Annotated in this window: 25 protein-coding genes; 14 read left to right on the top strand and 11 right to left on the bottom strand. The window is 63.3% G+C overall.

Annotated elements, in window-relative coordinates:
• Positions 1-16: 16 nt before the first annotated feature.
• The 3 genes from PG2093B_RS01810 to PG2093B_RS01800 form a co-directional block, all read right to left on the bottom strand.
• Positions 17-1105, bottom strand: a complete 1089-nt coding sequence (locus tag PG2093B_RS01810) for a polyphenol oxidase family protein (protein ID WP_165369680.1) — start codon at positions 1103-1105, stop codon at positions 17-19.
• A 162-nt stretch (positions 1106-1267) separates the two neighbouring features.
• On the bottom strand, positions 1268-2791 hold the full coding sequence (locus tag PG2093B_RS01805) for a peptidase U32 family protein (protein WP_165369679.1): 1524 nt from the start codon (positions 2789-2791) through the stop codon (positions 1268-1270).
• Positions 2792-2858: 67 nt separating this feature from the next.
• A complete protein-coding gene (locus PG2093B_RS01800) occupies positions 2859-3722 on the bottom strand; it encodes an aldo/keto reductase (RefSeq protein ID WP_129896887.1) in 864 nt (287 codons plus the stop codon).
• A gap of 315 nt (positions 3723-4037) precedes the next feature.
• On the opposite strand from PG2093B_RS01800, the gene PG2093B_RS09015 reads away from it, so the two are divergent.
• Genes PG2093B_RS09015 through nrdF form a run of 4 tightly spaced genes read left to right on the top strand, consistent with a single transcriptional unit; the run spans position 4038 to position 7881 of the window.
• Positions 4038-4313 carry a glutaredoxin domain-containing protein gene (locus PG2093B_RS09015; protein ID WP_242502777.1) on the top strand — a complete coding sequence of 92 codons (276 nt, stop codon included), beginning with the start codon at positions 4038-4040 and terminating at the stop codon, positions 4311-4313.
• Positions 4314-4745, top strand: coding sequence for a class Ib ribonucleoside-diphosphate reductase assembly flavoprotein NrdI (gene nrdI, locus PG2093B_RS09010; protein ID WP_129896886.1), 432 nt, complete (start codon positions 4314-4316; stop codon positions 4743-4745). It abuts the gene before it with no gap.
• Entirely contained in the window at positions 4742-6880 is a 2139-nt protein-coding gene (gene nrdE / locus PG2093B_RS01785; RefSeq protein WP_129896885.1) for a class 1b ribonucleoside-diphosphate reductase subunit alpha, read from the top strand. The genes nrdI and nrdE overlap by 4 nt, the downstream gene beginning before the upstream one ends.
• A gap of 35 nt (positions 6881-6915) precedes the next feature.
• The gene (gene nrdF / locus PG2093B_RS01780; protein ID WP_039171145.1) at positions 6916-7881 is read left to right on the top strand and encodes a class 1b ribonucleoside-diphosphate reductase subunit beta; all 966 of its coding nucleotides are present in this window, start codon (positions 6916-6918) and stop codon (positions 7879-7881) included.
• Positions 7882-7991: 110 nt separating this feature from the next.
• Here the strand turns inward: nrdF and PG2093B_RS01775 are convergent, their stop codons facing one another.
• The 5 genes from PG2093B_RS01775 to rpsO form a co-directional block, all read right to left on the bottom strand.
• The gene (locus tag PG2093B_RS01775; RefSeq protein WP_129896884.1) at positions 7992-10208 is read right to left on the bottom strand and encodes a DUF2207 domain-containing protein; all 2217 of its coding nucleotides are present in this window, start codon (positions 10206-10208) and stop codon (positions 7992-7994) included.
• 5 nt (positions 10209-10213) lie between these two features.
• Positions 10214-12400, bottom strand: coding sequence for a DUF2207 domain-containing protein (locus PG2093B_RS01770; protein ID WP_129896883.1), 2187 nt, complete (start codon positions 12398-12400; stop codon positions 10214-10216).
• 33 nt (positions 12401-12433) lie between these two features.
• Positions 12434-13036: a LemA family protein gene (locus PG2093B_RS01765; RefSeq protein WP_129896882.1), complete on the bottom strand. Its 603-nt coding sequence runs from the start codon at positions 13034-13036 to the stop codon at positions 12434-12436.
• Between the two features lie 264 nt (positions 13037-13300).
• Positions 13301-15883: a polyribonucleotide nucleotidyltransferase gene (locus PG2093B_RS01760; RefSeq protein WP_129896881.1), complete on the bottom strand. Its 2583-nt coding sequence runs from the start codon at positions 15881-15883 to the stop codon at positions 13301-13303.
• Between the two features lie 260 nt (positions 15884-16143).
• Positions 16144-16413, bottom strand: coding sequence for a 30S ribosomal protein S15 (gene rpsO, locus PG2093B_RS01755; protein ID WP_022858378.1), 270 nt, complete (start codon positions 16411-16413; stop codon positions 16144-16146).
• A 229-nt stretch (positions 16414-16642) separates the two neighbouring features.
• On the opposite strand from rpsO, the gene PG2093B_RS01750 reads away from it, so the two are divergent.
• The gene (locus PG2093B_RS01750) at positions 16643-17614 is read left to right on the top strand and encodes a lactate/malate family dehydrogenase (RefSeq protein WP_129896880.1); all 972 of its coding nucleotides are present in this window, start codon (positions 16643-16645) and stop codon (positions 17612-17614) included.
• Between the two features lie 9 nt (positions 17615-17623).
• Here PG2093B_RS01750 and PG2093B_RS01745 read toward each other — a convergent pair whose 3' ends face one another.
• The 3 genes from PG2093B_RS01745 to PG2093B_RS01735 all read right to left on the bottom strand — a co-directional run bounded on the left by PG2093B_RS01745 (position 17624) and on the right by PG2093B_RS01735 (position 21110).
• Complete coding sequence (locus tag PG2093B_RS01745; protein WP_431520207.1) at positions 17624-18322, bottom strand: teichoic acid transporter; 699 nt, start codon at positions 18320-18322, stop codon at positions 17624-17626.
• An 838-nt stretch (positions 18323-19160) separates the two neighbouring features.
• Positions 19161-20258, bottom strand: coding sequence for a tyrosine-type recombinase/integrase (locus tag PG2093B_RS01740; protein ID WP_165369674.1), 1098 nt, complete (start codon positions 20256-20258; stop codon positions 19161-19163).
• 96 nt (positions 20259-20354) lie between these two features.
• On the bottom strand, positions 20355-21110 hold the full coding sequence (locus PG2093B_RS01735) for a hypothetical protein (protein ID WP_129896878.1): 756 nt from the start codon (positions 21108-21110) through the stop codon (positions 20355-20357).
• Positions 21111-21236: 126 nt separating this feature from the next.
• On the opposite strand from PG2093B_RS01735, the gene PG2093B_RS01730 reads away from it, so the two are divergent.
• From PG2093B_RS01730 to PG2093B_RS01695, 9 genes are read left to right on the top strand one after another with little or no spacing between them, the layout of a single operon-like run.
• Positions 21237-21527: a hypothetical protein gene (locus PG2093B_RS01730; protein WP_129896877.1), complete on the top strand. Its 291-nt coding sequence runs from the start codon at positions 21237-21239 to the stop codon at positions 21525-21527.
• A complete protein-coding gene (locus PG2093B_RS01725; RefSeq protein WP_129896876.1) occupies positions 21524-21883 on the top strand; it encodes a hypothetical protein in 360 nt (119 codons plus the stop codon). The genes PG2093B_RS01730 and PG2093B_RS01725 overlap by 4 nt, the downstream gene beginning before the upstream one ends.
• Positions 21880-23187: an AAA family ATPase gene (locus tag PG2093B_RS01720; RefSeq protein ID WP_129896875.1), complete on the top strand. Its 1308-nt coding sequence runs from the start codon at positions 21880-21882 to the stop codon at positions 23185-23187. Before PG2093B_RS01725 ends, PG2093B_RS01720 begins: the two co-directional genes overlap by 4 nt.
• Positions 23188-23190: 3 nt before the next feature.
• Positions 23191-23463, top strand: coding sequence for a hypothetical protein (locus tag PG2093B_RS01715; RefSeq protein ID WP_129896874.1), 273 nt, complete (start codon positions 23191-23193; stop codon positions 23461-23463).
• Positions 23460-24086 (top strand): hypothetical protein, encoded by a 627-nt coding sequence (locus PG2093B_RS01710; protein WP_129896873.1) that lies wholly within the window; start codon positions 23460-23462, stop codon positions 24084-24086. The genes PG2093B_RS01715 and PG2093B_RS01710 overlap by 4 nt, the downstream gene beginning before the upstream one ends.
• A gap of 3 nt (positions 24087-24089) precedes the next feature.
• Entirely contained in the window at positions 24090-24500 is a 411-nt protein-coding gene (locus tag PG2093B_RS01705) for a hypothetical protein (protein WP_129896872.1), read from the top strand.
• Positions 24501-24523: 23 nt separating this feature from the next.
• Complete coding sequence (locus PG2093B_RS08930) at positions 24524-24676, top strand: hypothetical protein (protein WP_165369673.1); 153 nt, start codon at positions 24524-24526, stop codon at positions 24674-24676.
• An 11-nt stretch (positions 24677-24687) separates the two neighbouring features.
• Complete coding sequence (locus PG2093B_RS01700) at positions 24688-25146, top strand: hypothetical protein (RefSeq protein WP_129896871.1); 459 nt, start codon at positions 24688-24690, stop codon at positions 25144-25146.
• 16 nt (positions 25147-25162) lie between these two features.
• On the top strand, positions 25163-25582 hold the full coding sequence (locus PG2093B_RS01695; protein WP_129896870.1) for a hypothetical protein: 420 nt from the start codon (positions 25163-25165) through the stop codon (positions 25580-25582).
• Positions 25583-25647: the final 65 nt, after the last annotated feature.

Here is a 25647-nt window from a genome sequence, read left to right as displayed (position 1 = left end):
TCAATAAATATATGGGTCAGTGGCGCACAATCAGCGCGAGCATGCGGCCTTCGTGGGCCTTGTGCGCGAGCTGGGCGCGGCGGTGCGAGAACCACAGCGGGTTTTCGAGCGTGCACATGCTGTGGCGGATGTGCTTGATGCGCTCGTCGAGCTGCGGATCGCCCTCGTTGTCCTCGCGGCACAGCTGCTCGAGTTCGGCGTCCTGCGCGAGGTACTGTGTGGCGGCGTTGACGCGCGGCTGCGACGAATAGATGTGGTCGGCGCCCACCCCGGCCTGCTCGAGTGCCATGAGTGCGGCCTTGTTGATGTCGATGCCCGGGCCGCCGAAGCGCGTGAGCGTGAACGTGCCGGGGAACTTCGCGTCGAACGCGTCGGCGATCGCGTCGCCGGTCTCATAGCAGTCGCCGCAGATCGCGGGGCCGAGCGTGGCCAGGATGTGCGCGGGGTCGGCGCCCTTGGTCTTCATCATCTCCACTGTGGAGCCGATGACGCCTTCCATGAGGCCTTTGCGCCCGCAATGCGCGGCCGCGATCACGCCGGCCACCGGGTCGGCGAGCAGCACGGGCAGGCAGTCCGCGGCGAACACGCCGAGCGCGATGCCGGTCTGCGTGCTGACCTGCGCGTCGCCTTCGATGATCTGCACGGCGCCGTCCACCGATTCCACGTCGTCCACGGGCGCGGCTTCCTGCGTGCCCGAGGCATCGAAGCCGAACGAACGGTTGGACTCGAAGCGTTCGTCTATGTCGATGGCGTTGCCCGAATGCACTTGGTTGATGAGCGAGAGCTTGGCGTGCAGTTCGTTCGCGAGCGCGTCGCGGTTCGCGCGCACATGGTCCGGCACGTCGCCGGATTTGCCGCCCAGATTGAAATGCGCCCATTCGTCGGTGCTGGCGCCGCCCAAGCGCGTGGTGTAGACCACGGTGATGTTCGGCGCGAGCACAATCGGGATCGTCACCGGGATCGGATTGCCTTCGCTGTCGGTCGGTTCGATCGCGGAGCTGTCGAGGATCGCCTCGTCGTACTGCGAGGCCTTCGCCGCGGCTTCGTCCTGCTGCTGCACGGTCTTCTTGCCGAGCGACTGCACCGCCTCGAGCAGGTCCTGCATGTTGATCTGCACTGGCTTGTGTTCGCCCGCGCCGGCGGGCTGGTTGTTCTGCTGTGGTTCGGCGGGCTGCGCCGATGGTTCTTGTGCATTCATACCGCCCACTGTAGCCGCTCCACCGGCGCGCGTGCATGTTCGCTGACCGTAGATGCGCGCGGGCGGGCGTCATTCGGCCTTGAGCGTAGGACGCTTGGTGCGCGAGCGCAGCGCCGCGTTGACGGGCACTTCGACCGGCATCGGTAGCGAGAATACGTGCGCCGGATGGTTGATCAGCGCGACTGGCTCGCCGTCGGCGTCGCGCAGGCCTTCGGCCGGCACGATATATTGCAGTGGCGCCTCGCCCGGCAGCAGGATCTCGACGAGCTGGCCCGGTTCGATCTTGTTGCGGCTCATGATTGTGAGCCTGCCGCCGTCTTCGGGCGTCCATTCGAGCGCCTCGCCCACCACGAGCCAATCGCGGAAATACGCGCTGCGGTCGGTGTTCTGCGTGACCTTCTGCTGGGGGTAGTAGAAGCCGGTGCTGTAGTCGCGGTGCGCCACCTTGCCCGGCTCCTCACGCAGCCAATCGGGCAGCTCCACGGGCGGGGCCGGGTGCACACCCGCGTGCTTCCAACCGGCGTCTTCGGCGTATTCGGCTTGGCGTTCCAGACCGGTGCGGCGCGCCTGACGGTTCGACAGCTCGCCTTCGTCGACCGCGCTGTCCCAGTTCGGCATGCCGGCGAACGCCTCGTCGGCGTGCAGCGTGATCGAGTCAGGCCGGGCGGCATCTTCCATGGCCTGTTCGCCCACACGGATGACGCGGTCGAGGAACGGCTTGAGCTCGTTGCCCTCGGCGTCTTCGAAGCCGCGCTGCACCATGTATTCGTTGACGGCGCTCTTGTAGGCGTTCGTCATGGCCGCCACATAATACGCGCTCTTGGAGCGGCCTTCGATCTTGAGGCTCGTGGCGCCCGAGTCGATCAGGTCGTCGAGGTGCTCCATCATGTTCATGTCCTGCGAATTGAACAGATAGGTGCCTTGCGCGGTCTCCTCGATCGGGAACACCTGCCCGGGCCGCTTCTCTTCGACGAGCGAATACTTCCAGCGGCACGGCTGCGCGCATTCGCCATGGTTGCCGTCGCGTCCGGTCAGGTAATTGGAGATGAGGCAGCGGCCGGAGAACGCCATGCACATCGAGCCATGCACAAAGGTCTCGATGTCCAGGTCGTCGGGAATGTTGGCGCGGATGTCGCGCACGGCCTGCAGGTCCATCTCGCGCGCGAGCACGACGCGGCGCGCGCCGAGTTCATAAAGCGCATTGGCGGCGGCGTAGTTCGTGACGCCGGCCTGCGTGGAGACATGCAGTTCGAGTTCGGGCGCGATGCGGCGCGCCATCATGAGCACGCCGATGTCAGTGACGATCAGTGCGTCGACGCCGGTGCCGCGCAACTGCTCGATGTAGCGTTCGATCGCGGTGACCTCGTTGTTGCGCGGCAGGATGTTGAGTGTCACGTAGACGCGCGCGCCGCGCTCATGCGCATAGCGCGCGCCTTGCGTGAAGTCGTCGATGCTCAGGTTGCGCGGCGCCGAGCGCATGCCAAAGGCTTTGCCGCCGCAGTAGACGGCGTCGGCGCCGTAGTCCACGGCGGTCATGAGGCCGCGCAGATTGCCGGCCGGTGCCAGTACTTCGGGTTTGGAACGACGTTTGATCACAGGCGTATTCACGAGGGACCAGTGTACAGGCAGGGGCGGCTGACCCCACCTCCGGCAGTGGGGATCAGCCCAGCGTGGCGAGCTCTTCGGGGGTGAGCTCCAGGTCGCCCGCCTTGAGGCTGTCGAGGATCGTGGCCGGGCGGTGCGCACCAGGGATTACGAAGACATGGTCGCCCTTGGCGAGCTCCCAGGCGAGCACGACCTGCTGGTAGCTCACGCCGCGCTTGTCAGCGATCGCACGGAACGGGTCGAACTTCGACTCGTCCTTCGGCTTGCGGAAGCCGCCGAGCGGGCTCCAGCACACGAAGCTGATGCCGATGCGCGCCGCGTGCTCAAGCGTGTCCGCGGTCTCGGTGTAGATCGGCGAGAACTGGTTCTGCACGGCGATCAGCTTGTTGCCGAGGATCTCCTGGGCGATGTCCATCTGCTCAATGGAGGCGTTGGAGACGCCGGCCTCGCGGGCCACGCCTTCGTCGACGAGCTGCTTGATCGCCTCGATCGACTCGCCGTACGGGATGCGCGGATCGGGGCGGTGGAAGTACAGCAGGTCGATCGTGTCCACGCCGAGTGCGAAGGCGCTTTCCTTGGCGCGGCGGATCAGGTTCTCGGGGCTGCCATCGACGGCCCATGTGGGCTTGCCGTCGGTGAAGTTGCGGTAGTGGCCAACCTTGGTGGCGATGAGCACCTCGTCCTTGGGGCCGCTCCAGCTGGCCATGGCCTCGCGCACGAGTTTTTCGCCGGTCTGCTCCTCGCCGCCCGAGCAGTAGTAGGCCCAAGCCGTGTCGATCTGCCGGCAGCCGGCGTCGAGGGCCGCGTGGATCGTCTCCACGCCCATGTTGGGGCCAAGGTTGTTCTCGATCGTCAGTGGCATTTCGCCCAGGCCGATCGCCGTGGTGTCGAATGGGCCCATTGTGCGGTGCAGTACCATCGTGTTCTCCTTATGGTGGCCATTGTGATGCTGACCCCACGGTAGCAGCCTCCCCACATTTTTGGGTTGCCCCGCAATAGTGCGCGCTCCAGCGCGCACTATTGCGTCAAGCCCCGGTGTGTCCCGCGCACTTTTTTCCGGGACGGAAAAAAGTGCGCGGCGGGTCCTGTGACAAATCCCACATAGGCACATCCGGGCCAATGGCCGACACACCGGCCACCACACCGATTTGCAGCACACTGTGGCATTGCTCACAACCACAACCACTGCATCTAGTGGCGTAATTAGATAACAGCCACAAGATATGGTGGTCGCATGACAACATTCACCATGGAAACCACTGAAACCACACGCACGCTGCACGTGACCGTCTACACCAAGGACAACTGCCAGCAGTGCGCCGCCACCGAGCGCGCGCTCAACCGCATGGGCCTAGACTACCGGGAAATCAAAATCACTGAGGCCAACATCCCTTTGCTGCAGGAGGCCGGCTTCACGCAGGCGCCGGTGGTGATGGTGAGCATGGGCTCCGAACTGCAGGACTTCTGGAGCGGCTACCGCCCCGACAAAATCCAGGGGCTGCTTCAGTAAATGGCCGCCGTCGTCTATTTCTCGTCGGCGTCGAACAGCACGGCGCGCTTCGTGGAGCACTGCGCGTTTGAAGACGCCGGCATCCACACCGCGCGCATCCCGCTGCGCCCCGCCGACAAGCCACTCCATATCGATGAGCCATTTGTGTTGATCTGCCCCACATACGGCGGCGGCGAGGCCACCAAAGCCGTGCCGGTGCAGGTCAAGCGGTTCCTCAACGACCCCGCCAACCGCCAATGGATCCGCGGGGTCATCGCCGCCGGCAACACGAACTTCGGCACGGCCTACGCCGCCGCCGGCCCCATCATCGCACGCAAATGCCATGTGCCGCTCATGTACCGCTTCGAGCTCATGGGCACAAGCGCCGACGTGCGCGCCGTCAGAAAAGGACTCATTGAGTTCTTCCGTACCCAGTCACAGGACCAGCCATGACCCAGAACCCACAGCAGGACTACCACGCGCTCAACGCCATGCTCAATCTGTACGGCAGTGACGGGCGCATCCAGTTCGACAAAGACCGCGACGCCGTGCGCGCGTTCATCACCACGCACGTGGAGCCCAACACCAAAAGATTTGACAGCACGGCCGAACGCCTGCAATACCTGATCGACCACGACTATTACGAGCGTGCCGTGTTCGAGCAATACTCCCCCGAGTTCCTCGACGCGTTCTACGCGCGCGCCGCCGGCCTGGGCCACGAGTTCGCCACGTTCGTGGGCGCGTTCAAGTTCTACCGGTCGTACGCGCTGCGCTCATTCGACGGCGCGACCTACCTCGAGGACTTCACGCAGCGCGCCGCGGCCGTGGCGCTCGCGCTCGCCGCAGGCAATGAAAAAGAAGCCGAGCGGTTCCTCGACGAGATCGTGCTCGGACGCTTCCAGCCCGCCACCCCCACCTTCCTCAATCTGGGCAAAGCGCAGCGCGGCGAGGCCGTCAGCTGCTTCCTTGTGCGCATCGAAGACAACATGGAGTCTATTGCGCGCGGCATCAACGCGGCGCTGCAGTTGAGCAAACGCGGCGGCGGCGTGGCACTGCTGCTGAGCAATCTGCGCGAAGAGGGCGCGCCGATCAAGCACATCGAGCACCAGTCGAGCGGCGTGGTGCCGGTCATGAAACTGCTCGAGGACTCGTTCAGCTACGCGAACCAGCTCGGCGCGCGCCAAGGCGCCGGCGCCGTGTATCTGAGCGCGCACCACCCCGACATCCTCAAGTTCCTCGACACCAAACGCGAAAACGCCGACGAGAAGATCCGCATCAAATCGCTCGCGCTGGGCGTGGTGGTCCCCGACATCACGTTCCAGCTGGCCAAGGAACGCAAGCCGATGGCGCTGTTCAGCCCCTACGACGTGGAGCGCGTGATGGGCATGCCGTTCGCCGACGTCGACATCACCGCACACTACAGCGAGATGCTCGCCGACGAGCGCATCCGCCGCACGATGATCGACGCGCGCACGTTGTTCACCACGATCGCCGAGGTGCAGTTCGAATCCGGCTACCCGTACCTGCTGTTCGCCGACAACGCGAACCGCGCGAACCCGATCGACGGGCGCATCACGATGAGCAACCTGTGCTCCGAGATCCTGCAGGTGCAGGAGCCGAGCACCTACAACACCGATCTGAGCTATGCGCACGTGGGGCGCGACATCTCGTGCAACCTGGGCTCGCTCAACATCGCGAAGGCGATGGACGGCGATCTGGCGGCGAGCGTGCGCACGGCGATCCGCGCGCTCACCGCCGTGGCCGAAGCCACGCAAATCGACTCCGTGCCGCCGATCCGCCGCGCGAACGACGAGGGCCATGCGATCGGCCTGGGACAGATGAACCTGCACGGGTTCCTGGCGCGCGAGGGCATCATGTACGGCTCGCCCGAGGCGCTCGACTTCACGAACTGCTATTTCATGGCGGTCGCCTACCACGCCTACCGCGCGTCGAACGAGCTCGCACGCGAGCGCGGCCGCGCGTTCGGCGGCTTCGAGCGCTCCACCTACGCGAAGCCGGTCGGGGCGGGCAATTACTTCGACCGGTATGTGGACGGCCGTGAAACGCTCGAGCCGCGCACACCGGCGGTGCGCGAGCTGTTCGCGCGCTTCGGCGTGGCGCTGCCCACGGCCGCCGACTGGGCGGACCTGCAGCGCGCGGTGCTGCAAAGCGGACTGTACAACCAGAACCTGCAGGCCGTGCCGCCGACCGGCTCGATCTCGTACATCAACCACGCCACGAGTTCGATCCACCCGATCGCCTCGAAGATCGAGATCCGCAAAGAGGGCAAGATCGGGCGCATGTACTACCCCGCGCCATACATGACGAACGAGAACCTGGGCCTGTACCAAGACGCCTATGCAATCGGCTGGAAGGCGATCATCGACACCTACGCCGAAGCGAGCCGGCATGTGGACCAAGGGCTTTCGCTGACCTTGTTCTTCCCCGACACGGCCACCACGCGCGACATCAACAAGGCGCAGATCTACGCGTGGCGCAAGGGCATCAAGACGCTCTACTACATCCGCATCCGCCAGCAGGCGCTCGAAGGCACTGAAGTGGCCGGCTGCGTCTCGTGCATGCTCTGAACAGTTTCATTCATTTTTAAGACAGGACCATCATCATGACCGCATTGATCGACCGCGTGACCGCGATCAACTGGAACCGACTCGACGACGAGAAAGACCTCGAGGTGTGGGACCGCCTGACCGGCAACTTCTGGCTGCCAGAGAAAGTGCCCGTCTCGAACGACATCCCCGATTGGCGCGCGATGAGCGAGGCCGAGCACACACTCACGATGCGCGTGTTCACCGGCCTGACGCTGCTTGACACGATCCAGGGCACGGTAGGCGCGGTGAGCCTGATCCCCGACGCGCTGACCCCGCACGAGGAGGCCGTGTACACGAACATCGCGTTCATGGAGTCGGTGCACGCGAAAAGCTATTCGTCGATCTTCTCCACGCTGTGTTCGAGCGAGCAGATCGACGAGGCGTTCAGCTGGAGCGAACGCAACGAGCACCTGCAGCGCAAGGCGCAGATCGTGCTCGACTATTACGAGGGCGATGACCCGCTCAAACGCAAGGTCGCGTCCACGCTGCTCGAATCGTTCCTGTTCTACTCGGGCTTCTACCTGCCGATGTATTTCGCCTCGCACGCCAAGCTCACCAACACCGCCGACGTGATCCGCCTGATCATCCGCGACGAGGCCGTGCACGGCTACTACATCGGCTACAAATACCAGCGCGGCCTCGCCTTGGCCACTGACCAGAAGCGCGCTGAGATGGAGGACTACACGTACGCGCTGCTCGACGAGCTCTACGCGAACGAGGTGCTGTACACGCATTCGCTCTATGACCCGGTGGGATTGAGCGGTGACGTGGAGAAGTTCCTGCGCTACAACGCCAACAAGGCTCTGATGAACCTGGGCTACCCCGCGCTGTTCCCGTCCGAGGCGTGCGACGTGAATCCTGCGATTCTGGCTGCGCTCTCACCGAACGCCGATGAGAACCACGACTTCTTCTCGGGCTCCGGCAGCTCATATGTGATGGGCAAGGCCGAAGAAACCGACGATGACGACTGGGACTTCTGACACTTTTTTGCGCCGCGGCAAAAAGTGGAAGGTGTTCGAGGGGATATAGGCAAAAAGTGGGAGCTGCAGCTCCCACTTTTTCATGGCCATGCAAAAAAGTGCGCGGGCACCTACCGCGCGCCGCCGCGCCCGCCGCCGGATCCGCCCGAATGGCCCTTGAATCCGCCGCTGCGGAACGAGCCGCCACCGCCCGAGCTACGGCTGCCGCTGCGGGAGCCGCTTGAACTTGACTGCGGCATCGCGTCGCGGATCGTGGACCCCACCGACGAGAAGCTGCTGGAGACCATCGAGCTGAACGACCCACCTGCATGCATGCCATGCATGCCAAAGGCGCCGCCGCGCGCCCGCATGGCGCGGCGGCGCGCGGACCAATACACCAGGCTGTCGTTGGACGTATGCACATTGACCCACTCCGGGTCGGCGAGCTGCGGGTAGGCGCGTTCCATCTGCTCCATGAGCTTGTCGCTGATGCCGAAGGCCGCCGCATAGACCATGTACCGGCCCCACAGCACGGTGTCGAACACACCACGGTCGGAGAACTCGCTGAAATCCTCCATGTACCGCATGAGGCCGCCCACTTGGTCGGCGTAGACCTCGCCCTGCGCCGTGAACGCGCTGCGGGGGCTCACCTGTGCGGCGAACGTGGCGGCGAACAGCAACGGCAGCGAGATGACGAGCGCGAGCGCGACCTGCCCCACCGCCGCCGTGTAGATGAACGCGGTGAGCCACGAGACGATCATCGCCGCGCCACCGAGCATGCGCGCGCCCACACCGACCGGCACGGTGGCGCGCAACGCCTGGTATTCCGCATTGCAGGCATCCTCAAAACCACGCAGCCATGCGTAGCCTTGGCGCCAATCCTTCAACGCGGCCTGCATCTGCCCGAAGTCAAACACGGGCAGGCCAATGCGTTCGGACGCGCGCAGCAGCACGTCGAGCAGCGCGCTCTCCGACCGGCACAACCGCAGCCCCGCGCGGTCGGTGTAGACGCGCGGCATGATCACGAGCGTGCACATGCCCGCGGCGTCCGCTTCACGGCGCGGGTCGCTCGCGATGAGCTGGCCGACCGACACACAATCCGCCTGGCTCAGGTCGATGCCGCGGTAGCCGGCGGCGGAACCGGGATAGATGGCCACGGCCCCCTTGGTCACGAGTGAGAGCAGGGTGGAGGTCATCTGCCGGTCGTCCACGGCCCCCTGGACGCCCGGCATCACGTCGGTGATGAGCGCGGCCGCCGCGGCGGGGCTCATATCCGGGGGTTCCCGCCAATAGGCAAGCCCTTCCGTGGTCCTACGCCCCTGTGTGCACGCGCGTTTGGCGCCGATGAGCGCGGCCACCGTCAGTATGAGCGCGAATGCGGCGGGAATGCTCCACATGACGATTCGCCCGCCCGCCTTGCGGCGCCGGTCGTTCTCCGCGATCTGCGCCTCCTGCCGCTCCTGGCTGAGGATGCGCTGCTTCATCTTGCTCGCTTGGGTGCGGGTGACGGCGGAACCGGGGCGCTTGTCCGTCATGACCACCACATTGATGTATTCACCGCCGGGCAGGTCGGTCACGGTGAACTGGAGCGAGCCGTCGGCGGTGCGCGTCGTCTCGCTTGCCGCGCCCGTGTGCAGCCATGCCCAGGAATTCGACTCGCCAATGCCGTCAGGGAAGGTGAACGTGCCGCTCACCCGCGCGGCGGGCGTGGTGTGGAGCGCACCGAACGGCTCCCATTCGAGTGCCACCACGTCGTCGTACGCCGTGGACACGCCATGCCATGTCATCGACAGCTCGAAGCGCATACTGTCCGCGGAAGCCGTGGACGGGATGTTCCACCCGATCTCCACGTCCTTGGTCTGCGCCGGCTCGCCCATGGCGGTGGATGTGAGCGCGTCCAGCTCGGTGTCGTATGGTTCGGGGTTCGCCGCCGATTGGGTGATGTCGGCGATGTACCAACGGCCGGCGCATTCGCTGTTCCAACCGTGATCGCCGTAGCCGCCCGGCGACCTCACCGTGTCGTCCTGCGTGTAGGTGCGGCCGGTCGTCAGGTCCTTGACGCTGATGTCGCTGATGTTGGTCAGGCGGTCGGAACTGAGCGTGTACTGCTGGAACATCTGGCGCCACGGCGTGCCGCGCGATTCCAGCCGGTAGTCGAAGACCTGCGTGATGCGCAGGTCGCCGTTGTCGAGCATCTGCGCGCGCATGTCCACGGCATTGTAGGAGACCTGCGCGCGGTCGCCGCCCGAGCCATGCCAGGCGAACCCCATGATCAGCACGGCGGCCGCGGTGATCGCCGTGACGACCGCCGCGGCGATGACCGCGCGCGCAGTGCGATGAGTGCCCATTCCCGTCACCGTCCGCCGAACGAACCACCGCCCGAACCGCCGCCCGAACCGCCGAAGCCGCCGCCGCCGAACGAGCCGCCCGAGCTGCTCGACGGCGCCGCGGCCGTGATCGTGGAGCTGACGGCGGCGAAGCCGGAGCTCAGCTGTGTGCCGAGGTCACCGAAGCCGCCTGAGAATCCGCCGATTGCGCCGCCGACGAACCCGGTGCCCGAGGCGCCGATGATCGTGGATGGGCGTGTGGACCAGTACAGCAGCGACGAGGAGCCCGAGGCATGGTCGTCGAGCCACGCGGCGTCGGCAATCTGCGGGTAGGCGGCGTGCAGCTGCTCCATCGCCTTCTTGGAGATGCCGAACGCCGTGGTATACACCAGATACCGGCCCCACAGCGTCACGTCAAGCACACCGCGGTCGGAGAACTCGCTGAAGTCCTCCAAGTAGCGCGTCAAGCCTTGCACTTGACCCGCGTATTCCTGCCCCTCGTCGGTGATGCCGTTCGTGCGGCTCATCACGAGCGCGGCGCTGCCGATGATCGTCATCGGCGCGCTGATGCACAGCGCGAGTGCCAAGTTGTTATTGGCAATCAAGAAATACAGTGCGCTGAACACGCCCAGCAGCATCGCGAAGACACCGCATGTGCGCGCGACCACACCCACCGAGCGTGTGGCGTGCAGTTCGTCGAGTTCGCGATCGCACGCGGTGGTGAACTTGTCGACCTCTTTGTGGCCGTCGGTCCACTTCCTGAACGCGTCGCTCATCTGCTTGAGGTCGAACACAGGCGAATGCAGGCGTGTGTAGGCCTCGGTGAGCAGGCGCAGCATGCGCTCCTCCGACTCGCACAGGTTGAGGTCCTCATGGTGCGGGGCGAGCGCGCGTGGTTTGATCACCACGGTGCTCGTTTTGCCGATCTTCTTGCCTTCGGCCGCCTGCTGCGCGAGCATGCCGGCGAGCACGGCCGAATCGACGCGGCTCATGTCGATGCCGCGGTAGGTTTCGGCTTTGCCCGGGTAGATGGCGATCGCGCCTTTGGTGACGAGCGACATGACGGTGGCGGCCATGCGCCGGTTGAGCAGGTTGCCGCCATTGCCGCTCACCACGTCGTACAGTTTCGCCGCGGCGCCCGGGCTCATGTCCGGCGGGTCGCGCCAGTACTCGATCGGCCCGGTGTACTTGGCGGCCTTGATGCTGCGCACGGCGCTGATGACCGCGGCCACGCACAGCGCCGCGCCGCACACCGCGATGGCGATCCAGATGACGAGCCGGATGATGGCACGGCGGTGCTGCAGGTCGTGCCATTCACGTTCCTGCCGCGCCTCGTCGTCAAGGGTGAGTTGTTTGGCGTCGCCGTTGCCGCGGCGTTCCACGCCCACCGTGTGTGAGGAGTCGACCATCACCACGAGGTCCAGGAATTCGCCGGCGGGCACATTGTAGGCGGTGAATTCGAGGCCGTCGTCGATGCGCTTGGTCGTGGAATTGCCGGTGTAGTGCAACCACGCCCATGATTCGTCTTCGGGTGTGCCCGCCGGGAAGCGCACGGTGGCGTGCACCACGCCGATCGGCGTCTGGTTCTTCTCGCCGAACGGCTCCCATTGGAACTTCGTCACGTCGTCATAGGCGGTGCTCACTCCATGCCAGGTCATGCCGATCTCGAAGCGCATGCTCGAGGCCTTCTCGGTGGACGGGATGTTCCAGCCGATCTCCACCGTGCGCTCATCGTCGCCGTCGGCGTCGAGCCCATCGGTCTCGGGCACATAGGGGTCCGGGTCCGTGGTGCCGTACGTCACGTCGGCGATGTACCAGTGGTTCGCGTAACGCGCGTTCCACTCGTTCACGGGGATTTCGCTCGGGTTCTGCGGCGCGGTCTCCGTGTACTCGCGGCCCGTGCTCAGGTTCTTGACGCTGATGTCCGAGATGTTCGTCAAATTCGAGCTTTTCAGCTGGTACGTCTGGTACAGCTGCCGCCATGGCTTCACGTTGTCGTCGGAATCCTCGCGCTTGTCGAGTTTGATGTCCACGGTCTCGGTGATGCGCAGGTCGCCGTTGTCTTCGACCTGCACATCGTAGTCGAGCGAACGGTAGGTCAGGTCCGCCGAATTGCCTTCCGCGGCGATCAGGTAACCCAGACCCATGGCGAACACCGTGACGATGACGCCTATGACGAGTGACAGTGCGGCGGATTTGGTGTAGGTCCTCATGTGACGCTCCTAGTGGCGCGGCGCAGGGGCGGTTCAGAAACGCACTTGCGGCACGGTGGGGTTCGTGAAGTTGACCTGCGGCACTTGGCGCGACTGTTCGTCGGCGGCGAAGTACTGCGCGGGCACGAAGTGGAACATGCCGGCGATGATGTTGGTGGGCACCTGCATGATGCGGTTGTTGTACTTGAGCACCACATCGTTGTAGAACTGGCGCGCGTAGGCGATCTTGTCCTCGATCTGGCGCAGCTGGTCCTGCAGGTTCATGAAGTTCTGGTTCGCCTTGAGGTCCGGGTACGCCTCGGCCGTGGCGCGCAGGTTGACCATCGCGTTGCTCAGCTGCTGTTCGGCGGCGGCGCGCTGTTCGAGCGTCGCGTTCGGGTCGCTCGCCGCGGCCATCGCGCCGGCGCGCGCCTGCGTGACCTGCGTGAAGACGGCCGATTCGTGCCCCGCGTAGCCCTTGACGGTCTCCACGAGGTTCGGGATCAGGTCGGCGCGCTGCTTGAGCAATACGTCGATCTGCGACCAGCCGTTGCCCACGCGGTTGCGCATGCCGACGAGGCTGTTGTAGATGCCGATGATCCACACACCGATCACCACGATGATCGCGATGATGAGGGCGATGATCCAACCACTCATGATTCTTGGGTCTCCTTGCCAACTGATTGCCGGCCACGGCAGCGCCGTGCCGATACTGGGGCTTCATTGTCTCATGACGCCACCGGGGTATTGACAACGTTGTCCAGCTCGTGGGCAACGCCTCTCCCGCATGCGGCGCCGGATTGCTTTGCGCAAGATATGCAAAGGGCCCTGCGCCAAAATCATGGCACAGGGCCCCAAGCATGGGCGCTCATGGTAGCCCATGCCCTGTCAGCAGGCAGACGCATGGGCTATGCGTGGGGATCAGTCCTCGAACGGGTCGAAGTCGCGGCGCACACGGCGGCGCGGACGCTCGTGGCGCTCCTCACGGCCGGCGCGGTACTCGTCGTAGTTCTCGTCGGCGGCGTAGCGCGGGTTGCGGTCGTCGTTGCGGCGGCGGCGCGGACGGTCATCGCGGTCCTCATGGTGGCGGCGCGGGCGATCGTCGTAGTCACGGTCGTCATCGCGGCGCGAACGACGGCGCGGACGGTCATCGTAGTCGTCGTCGTAATCGTGACGGCGGCGCGGGCGATCGTCGTAGTCGCGGTCGCGGTCATCGCGGTCGCGGCGCGGGCGGCGCTCGGAACGGCGGTCGTCGCGGCGCGGGCGGTCGTCACGGTCGCGGCGCGGCGCCGGGGACTCCTGGTTCTCAAAGCCCGGGATCGCGAGCGAGATCTTGCCGCGGTCGTCCACACCCTGCACCACGACCTCGACGGTGTCGCCTTCCTTGAGCACGTCCTCGACGGCGTCGATGCGCTCGCCGTCGGCGAGGTTGCGGATCTGCGAGATGTGCAGCAGGCCGTCGGTGCCCGGGGTCAGGTTGACGAACGCGCCGAAGCTCGTGGTCTTCACGACCTTGCCCGTGTATGTCTCGCCGGCTTCCGGCACATGCGGGTTGGCGATCTGGTCGATGATCTCCTTCGCCTTCGCGGCGGCCTCGCCACCTTCGGAGGCGATGTAGACCGTGCCGTCGTCCTCGATCGTGATCTCGGCGCCGGTGTCTTCCTGGATCTGGTTGATCATCTTGCCCTTCGGGCCGATGACCTCGCCGATCTTGTCCACCGGGATCGTGATTGTGACGATGCGCGGCGCGGTCGGGCTCATCTCGGCCGGGCCGTCGATGCACTCGTTGATCACTTCGAGGATCGTGGTGCGCGCCTCATGCGCCTGCTTGAGCGCGCCGGCGAGCACGTCGGCCGGAATGCCGTCGAGCTTCGTGTCGAGCTGCAGTGCGGTGATGAAGTCGGCGGTGCCGGCGACCTTGAAGTCCATGTCACCGAACGCGTCTTCGGCGCCCAGGATGTCGGTGAGCGTCTTGTAGACGTGCTCGCCGTCCACATCACCGGAGACGAGACCCATCGCGATGCCCGCGACCGGCGCCTTGAGCGGCACGCCGGCGGCCAGCAGCGACAGCGTGGAGGCGCACACGGAGCCCATCGACGTGGAGCCGTTCGAACCGATGGCCTCGGAGACCTGGCGGATCGCGTACGGGAACTCCTCGCGGCTCGGCAGCACCGGCACGATCGCCTTCTCGGCGAGCGCGCCATGGCCGATTTCGCGGCGCTTCGGCGTGCCGATGCGGCCGGTCTCACCGGTCGAATACGGCGGCATCTCGTAATTGTGCATGTAGCGCTTGGTCTGCGGGCCGCTCAGCGCGTCGATCTGCTGCTCCATCTTGAGCATGTTGAGCGTCGTGACGCCCAGGATCTGCGTTTCGCCACGCTGGAACAGCGCGGAGCCGTGCACGCGCGGCACGATGTCCACTTCGGCGGACAGCGTGCGGATGTCGCGCAGGCCACGGCCGTCGATGCGGTAGTCCTGGGTCAGGATGCGGCGGCGCACGATCTGGCGCTGCAGTTCCTTGAACGCGTTGCCCAGCTCCTTGTCCTTCTCCGCCTCGTCCATGTCGGTGAACTCGACGGACAGCGTCTCGCGCACGCGCTCCTTGATCTCGTGGATGCGCTCCTGACGCGGCAGCTTCTCGGCGATCGACAGCGCCTCGTCGAGGTCGGCGTGCGCGATCTCGTCGATGCGGTTGTACAGGTCGTCGGTGTATTCGGGGAACAGCGGGAAGTCGCGCGTCTCCTTGGCGGCGATCTCCTTGAGCTCGTTCTGCGCGTCGCACAGCACCTTGATGAACGGCTTGGCCGCCTCAAGGCCACCGGCCACGACCTCTTCGTCCGGCTTGGCCTGGCCCTCGTCATAGATGAGCGACCATGCGTTCTTGCCGGCGCCGGCCTCGATCATCGCGATCGCGACGTCGCCGTTCTCGATCACGCGGCCCGCGACCACGATCTCGAAGACGGCGCGCTCGCGCTCGCTCCAGCGCGGGAACGCGACCCACTGGCCGTCGATGAGGGCCAGGCGCACGCCGCCGACCGGGCCGGAGAACGGCAGGCCGGAGATCAGCGTCGACGCGGACGCCGCGTTCAGCGCGATCATGTCGTACGAATCGTCGGGATTGACGGCGAGCACCGTCTCCACAACCTGCACCTCATTGCGCAGGGTGTGCGGGAAGAGCGGGCGCAGCGGGCGGTCGATGATGCGGCACGCCAGAATCGCCTCGGTGCTCGGGCGGCCTTCGCGGCGGAAGAACGAGCCCGGGATCTTGCCCGCGGCGTACATCTTCTCTTCCACGTCGACGGTCAGCGGGAAGAAATCGTAATTCTCCTTCGGGCTGCTGCCGGCGGTCGTGGTCGACAGCACCATGGAGTCGTCGTCGAGATAGGCGGCCACCGCACCATCAGCCTGCTGTGCGAGGCGGCCCGTCTCAAAGCGCAGCGTGCGCTTGCCATATGAACCATTGTCGATGACTGCTTCCACAGCCTTGATTTCGGGACCCTCCATAGGGTTCCTCCTTTTGTTTTGTTCTGTTTCCTACAAACATCCTCGTCAGGCCCGCGGCTCGTGCGCCGCAAGGCCGTGATTATGCCGCGCGCAGTCCGCGCGCTGTGGCAGGCGGTCAGCCCGACCGCATGCCGCGTGATTCCACCAGTGCCTCATTGTAATACCAGCCATGGCGCGAAGGGCGGGCTCACGCCCCGCTTCGCTCACGGCGGCAGCAAAAAGCCCGAGCCGGCTGTGCCGAACTCGGGCGGAAGAATGTCTTATCGACGCAGACCCAGGCGCTCGATCAGGTCACGGTAACGGTTGATGTCAACGCCCTTGAGGTAATCAAGCAGACGACGACGGTCACCGACCATGAGCAGCAGACCACGACGCGAATGGTGGTCATGCTTGTGCTCCTTGAGGTGCTCGGTCAGGTCCGCGATGCGCTTGGTGAGCAGCGCGACCTGAACCTCCGGGGAGCCGGTGTCGCCCTCATGGGTAGCGTACTTAGCGATGATGTCCTGCTTTTCTTCAGCCGTCAATGCCACGGCATCCTCCTTATTGCACTGCGCGGTGCCGCCGGCACTGTGCCGGAGCGCTCTCTATCCGCGGGCGAAAACACGCCAAAGAAACAGTGTACCCACTCCCCGCGACCGTCCACCATGTGGCCTTTTTGTTCACCGAGCGGCGAGCCGCCCATGCGCTCCGCATGGCCGCAACAGGAGCGCCCATACAATGTGCGCAACCATCCAACCGAACCACCAAGGAGGAACAACCATGGGCACTGTTACGAAAATCGGCATCGTCGGCATGGGGCATGTGGGGGCGCACGTGGCGAACAGCCTCGTGCTGCAGGGCATCGGCGACGAACTGTATATGACGGAGCAGTGCTCGGGAGACGAGGACCACAGCGCCAAGCTCGCCGCCGAAGTGCAGGACCTGGGCGATTCGCTCGCCTTCTGCCCGCACAACGTGGCGCTCGCCAACTGCGGCGACGACTATGCGCGGCTCGCCGAATGCGACGTCATCGTCAACGCCGCCGGCAAGGTCAGCCTCGCAAGCCAGGACCGCGACGGCGAGCTGTTCTACACCACCGAGACAGCGAAGACGTTCATCAAGCCGATCGCCGACGCGGGGTTCGACGGCGTGTGGATCACCCTCTCGAACCCGTGCGACGTCGTCGCCACCGAGATCTGGAAACTCTCCGGCATGGACCCAAGCCGCGTCATCGGCACCGGCACCGCGCTCGATTCCAGCCGTCTCAAATATGCGCTCTCGCGCGCCACCGGCTACGACCAGCATTCGATCTGCGCCTACATGCTCGGCGAGCACGGCAGCAGCATGTTCGCCGCGTGGAGCGCCGTCAACTTCGGCGGCAAGCCACTCGCGCAGCTCAGAGGGGAACAGCCGGAGCGATTCGGATTCGACGAGGCGCAGGTCGAGCAGGAGGCGCGGCACGGCGGATATGTGACATACGCCGGCAAACAGTGCACCGAGTTCGCGGTGGCCGACGCCGCCGTGCGCCTTGTGCGCGCCGTCGTGTCGAACGAACATTACATCACGCCGTGTTCGACGCTCATGACCGGCGATTACGGCGAGAGCGGCTTCTTCACGTCGCTGCCGTGCGTCATCGGCGCCAACGGCGTCGAAGAAGTGCTGCACTTCGACCTCAGCGACGCCGAACTGCGCGAATTCCAGGCGAGCTGCGCGCATGTGAAGGAGAATCTGCGCCGCATCGGGCTGTTGTGAGCGGCACGCCTATACGACCGTGAGCAAACCGCCGAACATCACAATGAGCAGCGCGATCGTCTCGAAGACGAGCAGCAGGATCAGCGACGTCCACACATGCGTGAGCACGTTGAGCGGCGAGTCTTTTTTGATCGCGACGAGCAGGCCCACCCACACCACGGCGAACACGGCGAGCGCCAAGCCGGCGGCGATGATGCCCAAGTCGGCGGCGTTCGCCACGCGCGCGGCGTCGCCGTAGATCACGTAGGTGGAATGCCAGAAGTCGAAGCGGAGCATCGCCACGCCGCCGATGAACTGCTCGACGCACAGCAGCACCACGAACAGCGTGAACCACAGCGCCTTGACCCGGTCGATGATGAGCATGACGACCGACAGCACGGCGAACACCGTGACCGACCAGGAGACGAGCGCAATCGCGCGCGGGTCGATGGCGCCGAAGCGTTCGACGACCCACGCGGTGTGCTGCGAGCCGACCGTGCGGCCGGCCCAGTACGGCAGGATCAACGCGACGAGCACGAGCACGATGTAGCACAGCGTGCGCAACGGGTGCGCGCGTTTGCGCTCGATGTCGGCGAGCGAGATGTCCGATTCGGGAATCGTGGCGTCGGGGTGCTTCGACACCACGTTGAGCTCCACAGCCGCGCCGGTGGTGGGGTGCGCGGCGGCGGGGCGCGGCTCGTTGCGCACCGTCGTCTCCTCGTCGAGCATGCGTAGGGGGGCTGCGGTCTGGTCGTCGCCTGTGTGCTGCGAGTGGTGCGCGTCTGTGGTGTGCGGGTCCGTGCGCATTCGTCAACCGCCTTCCTGTGGCTCGCCGTGTGCTGTGCGTGTATGTCTGTGTACGACTGTGTGCGTGGGGCGGCGCGCCATGCCCCAGGTGGCGGCGTGCCGGCCCATGTTCTAGCCGCAACTCTAGCGCAACCCTGGTGCACAGGCGCCGATTCAGCTGCCGGAGGCTGTGTGCGGGTTCGAGTGGCGTGGTCGCAGGTGCGAGACGTATGCGGCTCCCTCCGTGGCCCGCGACGCCAACCCACCTCGCTCTGTAGTGCCCTTCACAAGCGCCCTTCACACTCCATGGCTACCTTCTTCATGCGATCCGCGCTGTCGGACGACGAACCTCAGAGCACCCCTTGACGAAAGTCATATCCGGGGCCGCTGAGCATGACAACCGTCTGTATCTGTCCGAAAACACGGAACGGCACCGATTTTTCAGACAGATACGCCCCGCAACTGTCCGAAAAAACGGAGGGACATTGATATTTGCGACAGATACGCCTAATAACCGTCCGAAACACCTCGGGCACACATGCAAAAACGGCTGAAATCGTTGGAAATCAGCCGTTTCTAGTGGAGCGGATGACGGGAATCGAACCCTCGTATAGAAGCGCTTAGAAACGTTGGAATACCAACGATTCCTTATGGCTGATATGGTGCAATGGCTCATATTCGGCTCACGAAGGCACACGGAAAGAGTGATTTACTCTTTTTACTCTTTCCGTTACTCTTTCCATCTCAGAACCCTTGATATTACTTACTCTTCTTACTCTTTCTACTCTTTTCGCATACTCTCTCTAGAGGGGGCCGGGGTGGGTGGCGTGGTCATGGCGGCGTTCATCCGGTCCGCGACTTCATCCAGATCGCGCTCGAACAATGAAGCGTACGTGTTGAGCGTTTCTTTCGCGTCCTTGTGGCCTAAGAGCTTCTGGACGGCTTTCACGTTCGCACCAGCAGATATGGCTATAGAGGCCGTCGTGTGGCGGAGGTCGTGTATGCGCAGCGAAGGTACGCCGCTGTCCACGATCGCGCGCCCGAACCATTGGAACGCACCTTCCTTCTTTGCGACGTGCGCGCGCTTTTGTTGGGGCATCATCTCACCGTTTGGTTGGCGGAAAACGAAGTCGTCCGGTGCTTTGTCGGCGCAGAGTTCGCGTAGCGCGTCGATCGTGACGGCCGGTACGGCGACGTCCCGACGCTCCCATGTCTTGGGCGGGTTCTCTATCCATCCTTCGGTGTTGGTGCGTTCAAACGTGGATTCGACGGCGATGCGACGCTTGTCGAAGTCGATGTTGCGTACGCGCAGGGCACGGGCTTCACCGTCACGTAACCCGCACGTGCCCAGCGTGAGGATATATGGCTTGTAGTAGCCTGAGGCGTCCGCGAGTCTGCCGAGTTCTTCCGGCGTGAGGCACACCATCTCACGCGGCGGTATCTTGGGGAGCTTGATACCGTCGCATGGGTTCACGGTGATGAGCCGGTCGCGCAGCGCGTATCGGATGAGCGCGGCGAAGTCCGCGTAGACGTTGTGGACTGTCTTCGGTGCGAGTCCTTCCCCTGTGAGTTCCGCTACCCATGCTTGGATGGCGCTGAAGCGGATTGAGCCGATGGTCGTGTCACCCCAATACGGGACAATATGTACGCGGTGGTGCGACTCTTCGGATTCCCATGTGCGTGTCTTTACGACTGACTTGCGCATGTCGAGCCATTCTTCGGATAGTTGGCTGATGGTGATGCGGCTGGCCGCTGGGTCGATGCCGACGCCACGATCGTTCGCTTCTTCCATCTTGCGCTTGTATGCGGCGGCGTCGCGTATCGTTGCGAATCCACGCTTCTTGCAGTGCTTCTTGTAGCCGTTGGCGAGCGGCTGCACCCACTGCGCCATGTACAGGCGTCCAGACCGCGCCGTGTCGTACCCAGTCACCCCGGGGACGGAGGTCGTATAACTGGCAGAACTCTTAGCCATGGCTCACTCACCGCCTTTCATTGGCTGCTTGTAGGCGATGTCAACGAACCAGTCCGTCGCCGCTCGCGTTGCGTCATCATCCATGCTGGAGTGCTTGTCTCCGTTGGGGTAGGGCGTCAGCGATTTCTCGCCGCCGCGTAGCTCAGGCCCAAACTTCGCCTTCGCTTTTTTGACCCAGTATGACGCCGTGCGCAGAGGCACGCCAAATGTTTCGGCAACAGTTTTCGTTGGCGGATCACCTGATATGGACGCCACTGCGTAAACGCGCAGCGCCCATTTAAGCACTTCATCGAACCCCGCCGTTTCTCGCAGTTCCTTGAGCGGTACCGTCTCCATCACCTGACGCCAATTCAACAAACCGGACACATGGTCATCCACATAGGCATGTAGCAGCGGAAGATTCGCGTGAACAACGACATCCATGGGTACTTTATTCAACGTAGCCATTGGCACAGGCTCGAAGCCCGCGCCACTGAAAACACACTTCAAAACATCATATTTTGGCGTTGTACGGATATTGAGGTTCAGTTCAACACTGACGTCTATACCCCATTGCGGGATAGAGCACCCCGTTACGACACTATTAGGGGCGAGAAGATTCGGCGCAATGGCATATGCCATATCGCCGGAGTTGTTCCACCACTCGGCTATGTCCGATTCTCTATATACAGCAACGCGCGTATTGGTGAAGAATGCGGTGCCCTTGTATACGAGTTTCCCGTCAACTGTGCAGCCAGTTGTCTCAATCCCATTGCCCATACAGCCATGATACGCAACACTCCGGCACGTTCGGGTTGCGTATGTCCCGAAAGTACGCAATAATATGGTTCAACACGATAGGTTGCGTATATATCATTACTACGCAACATTGGGGAAAGGATCACCATGAGCAGGACAAAGACAACGACGAAGGCGAGGGAGGACTTCTACAACCCGGACTTCCCGGCGTATCTGACAGTCACTGACGCGCTTCGGGCTGCACCATTCCTAACGGAGGGAGTGCTAAAAAACATGCGCTACCGCAGGACTGGCCCAACGTTCGTGAAGCCGTCCAGAAAAACTGTTGGCTATCCGAACGCAGCATTCTTCGAGTGGCTGGCGTCCAAGACGGTGGACACGTCGCCCACTACTCGCCCGCGCGACACCCGCCCGGCATCGAAGGGCGGTGCCCGATGATCGCGATGCTCAAGATGCTGCTGGACGTGATGGCGATGCAGCTCGCCGGTACCGTCGAAGAGATAGACGAACGAGGCTATATCGCGGTCAACAAGGTTCAGATGCTTTTGCAGCTCATGGCCGAGGTGACGAACGCGATCATCGAGGCGAAGAAGTCGAAGGACACTCCGGCCGAGAACCGCCAGCTGTTGCACAAGCTGGACGCGCAGTTCGAGGCGTTGGAACGCAGCACCCGCGCCATGGCGTCTCGTGCGGTACGCGGCGCGGACGTGAAGAACGCGATCGTCGCCGGCGCACTAGCCCAACTCAGGGCCGTGGAATGGGCAGTCACTGACGAGAAGAGCGAGGCGGCATGAGCAATATTTCACAATCGTTGGCAGCATCGAAGCCGGCCAAGTTCTCACCAGACGACACCCATTACTTTGGTGATGGGAACGCGCGCACGGCTGGAGGCGACATCTACGCGAGCATGGACGAAGAACAAGCCCTTAACCCCGAAGAGGAGCACCCTTGCTGGAGCCGTTTGGGAACGTCCATAGCCGACGACAACCAGCAGGATCGACTTGTGTTGAACATGCCCAACGTCGAACTGTTGCGCGCACCTGATTATGTCATGCGGCCGTTGCTACCGCGCAAGAGCGTGGTCGTGTTGGGTGCTGATTCGGGTACTGGCAAGAGCACTCTCGCGGCCCATATAGAGGCGTTGGCGAGCCGTGGTGAACTGGACGAAGGACGCCCGTTGAAGTGCTTGGTCATCACGACTGAGGACAGCGCGGACGACCTCGCCGCCCAATACGCCGCCGAAGGCGCCGACGTGCAGAACTACATCAGAACCGTTTCCATAGAATCGGACACGATCGTAGCCAGTGATGGCTCACCCGCGTTGAAAACAATCGGCGCGAAAGACCTACCAAGAATCATTTCCGCCGCGTACAAGATTCGTCCCGACATCATCAGATTCGACCCGCTGCACCGCTTCGCCACTGGCGACTGGAATAGTGGCAAGAGCGCTGAGTTCATGGACGAACTTACCGTCATGGCCCAGTCGTTGAACTGTTGTGTGGTGGGCATCATGCACACGAAAAAGGGCGCCATGAACGCTAAAGAGGCGATCACCGGCACCGGGCAGTGGGTGGCAAAATCACGGTCTGCTGCGGTCATGGCTGCACCTGACGACGACAAAAACCACGTGGTGCTGCAACAGATCAAGTCGAACCGTTCCGCGACGCAGAACTTCGAGATCGAGTTCGCTACGAAGCCGTTGACGTTCAGTGACGGAAGCGTGTTCGATGTTCGCTATGTTGCTTCGATGACACCGACAACCCGGACGGCCGATGACGTGTTCGCGCAGAACCTGAACGATCGTATGGCGTTCGTGGATCGCGACGAACTCAGCGAGCTGGCCCGGTGGGTATACGACACGATCGAAGCGAACGGCGGTCATATGTTTGCTAACGACGTGTTCAAGCGAGCTGAGAACCGCCCGGAAAAGTGGAGCCGTGGCCAAGTCCGTAAAGCGCGCAAGGAAGCTGGCGTGCAGCTCACCCGCCAAGCCTCTCGTGGTGCGCAGTCGATTTGGTTTTTGCCAACATGCTGCACCGAAGCGGAAGCAAAGTCTTGGGGAACAGTCCCCGCCGAAAAGGAACGAACGAAGGAGTAGACGATGAATAACGAGGTGTATAGGAAGGCAACTACGCGCGCTGTACAGCGGATACGCCATTTGTGGTGGCAGGACGGCCCCGACGCCGGAAAGGCGTTGTGTGGTACAAGGCCGCATGAGTATGAGCCGGCGCCTAGCCGGTTCCTAGCTGGGGACTTCAAGCCCGAAGTGGTGGAAGTCCCGTGCCCGATCTGCCGCGCCATGGCAATCGTCTACGAAGCAGAAAAACAGATATCCCAAAACAACAATACAGATAAAAAGGAAGGTGCCCGATGAACAACAGCAATTATTTTGAGGCTATGCGCGAGCTGTGGCTCACCTATGGTGGCGAACCGGACGAGGAACTCCACCCGGAGGATTATGGGCGTTATATGTCGGCTCGTATGGCAGAGGCACGCCGACCGGATTCCAAGTTGAGCGAGTTTGACGAATGGGCTCGCAGGGAACGTCGGGAACAGGAGGAGGCCGATGATCTGCACGGTGTGCGTGTCGCACTGGAACGGATTGCGGCGGTGCTCGAACACGGCGACGATACCCCGCAGCCCGAGGCGACAAGGCTTATGAATGGTGTTGGCCTCGACCCCGAACCGACCATCGAAGGCGCATACGTACGAAAGCCTTCAATCGAGCTGCACAGGGGTTTGGATGGCTTCGGGGGTGTCTACCGTGACGACGCCGGTGGTTCATGGTTCGCGCTCGATCTAGATCAAGAGCTTAGAGCTGATTCACCGGAAGACCTACGCGACATTGCTGAACTGTTCCGCGACGAGTTCGCGGACGCCCTCGAATGGGCTGCGGACGAGTGGCAGGAACAGCTCGACGCCGACACAGTGAGCCTACTGCCACCGGAGAGCATGAACGACGATATTGCAGACGAAGACAACGAAGAGGAGGACTGACCCATGAACGAAAACAACACGGCCCGGATTGCCGATGCATTGGAACAGCTCGTCAGCATTGCTGAGGCGTGCCGCCTGAACCATGTGGAAAGCCTGACGTGTGGCGAGCTGATGGAGGGCGTCACGTTCAGCTCGGAGGCATTCCACGAAGACGATGGCACCGGCGAGACACTGCACAGCTTCGTGCGGCTCGGGCTGACTGATATGGGCCTCGGGTTCGATGTGCGTTCCATAAACGATGAACCGGCCGAATGCTACGGCGATGCCACGGCAGAATGGCATTTCCAGTCCCCGGACGAGTTGCACGAGCTGGCTACCGCATTCCGCACCCGGTACGCATTCATGATTGACATGGTGGCGTCCGAGTGGGCGCAGCGGATCGCGGACGGCACCATTCCTGCACCGGAGGCGTGACCGTGTGGGACAAGGTGGACGGTATGAGCGCACACCACGGGCGGGCAGGTTGGAGGTTCACCATCAATGGCGAGCCGGTCAGCGAAGGCGCCTACAAGCGGAAGTACATCGCGGCGCTTGAGCATGAGCTGGACGAGGCCCACGCCAAACTCGCGGCAATCTATGACGTTCTGTGAAGGGAGATGAAATGCACATGGAAGACGATGGTCTGACGAACACGGCACCGCAGGCGGCTGACGCCGGCCAAGACGATCGCGAGGCCGCGAAGAAACTGCGGGACGAAGCCGCACGGCATCGTATCGCGGCAAGGGAGGCCCGTGAGGCGACAGAACAGGCGAAAGCCGAACTGAACGAAGCGCAGCTGACTTTGGCAAGATTGCGGATTCAGGCCGAGGACGCCCGCATGAGTGATGAAGTGATCGCCCGGTTGTGCCATGCGAACACCCCTGAAGGGGTGGCCGAATGGGCGTCCGCGTTCGGTGAAGTGATCGAACAAGCCGTTACCGAACGGCTGGAGGCGATGCCGAAAGCACCCGCAGGCAACTACGTGATACGCGACATGATCCGCGCGAACCAGAGGGGCGGCGGACAAATGAAGCCAACAAACACGGGCCTTGAGGGCGTGGCGGCGAAACTCAAAAGATAAAAAATAGGAGGACCACATGGATGAAGAAATGAACGCAGAGGTCGAAGGGCGGGACGATGGCACGCGGCAGAAGCTGAGCGACGAGGCCGCGAAACGTCGCATCGAGGCCAGCGACGCGAAAAACGAGCTGGCCGCTGCGCAAGCCGAACTGAACGCCACCCGCCTGACATTGGCCCGTCTGACAGCGCAGCGTGAGCACCCGCAGATCACTGATGAGATGTTCGACAAACTGTGCGCAGCCACTACACCCGAAGGGGTGGAGGCATGGGCTGAAGCGTGGGAAGAGCTCGTCGCCCCGATCATCGACACAGACCCCCGTATCCAAGCAGAGAAGAAGCGGTACGAGGAGTATGTCGCGTACGAGGAGCGCAACGCGGCGGCGTTCCGCGAACGGATGAAAAAGTTCCGTGCGAGTGGTGAATGCCTGATTAAATAACAGGCAAGTGGTATAATTGAAGCATCTTGCCCGGCTGTGCCGGGCGGTTTGCGCCGGGGGCGCGA

Origin of the sequence: Bifidobacterium pseudolongum subsp. globosum (assembly GCF_004155535.1) — a bacterium.
In the GTDB taxonomy this organism is placed as follows: domain Bacteria; phylum Actinomycetota; class Actinomycetes; order Actinomycetales; family Bifidobacteriaceae; genus Bifidobacterium; species Bifidobacterium pseudolongum_C.
The sequence above is the reverse complement of the archived record's forward strand: the minus strand, read 5'-3'. Positions and strand labels throughout refer to the sequence as shown.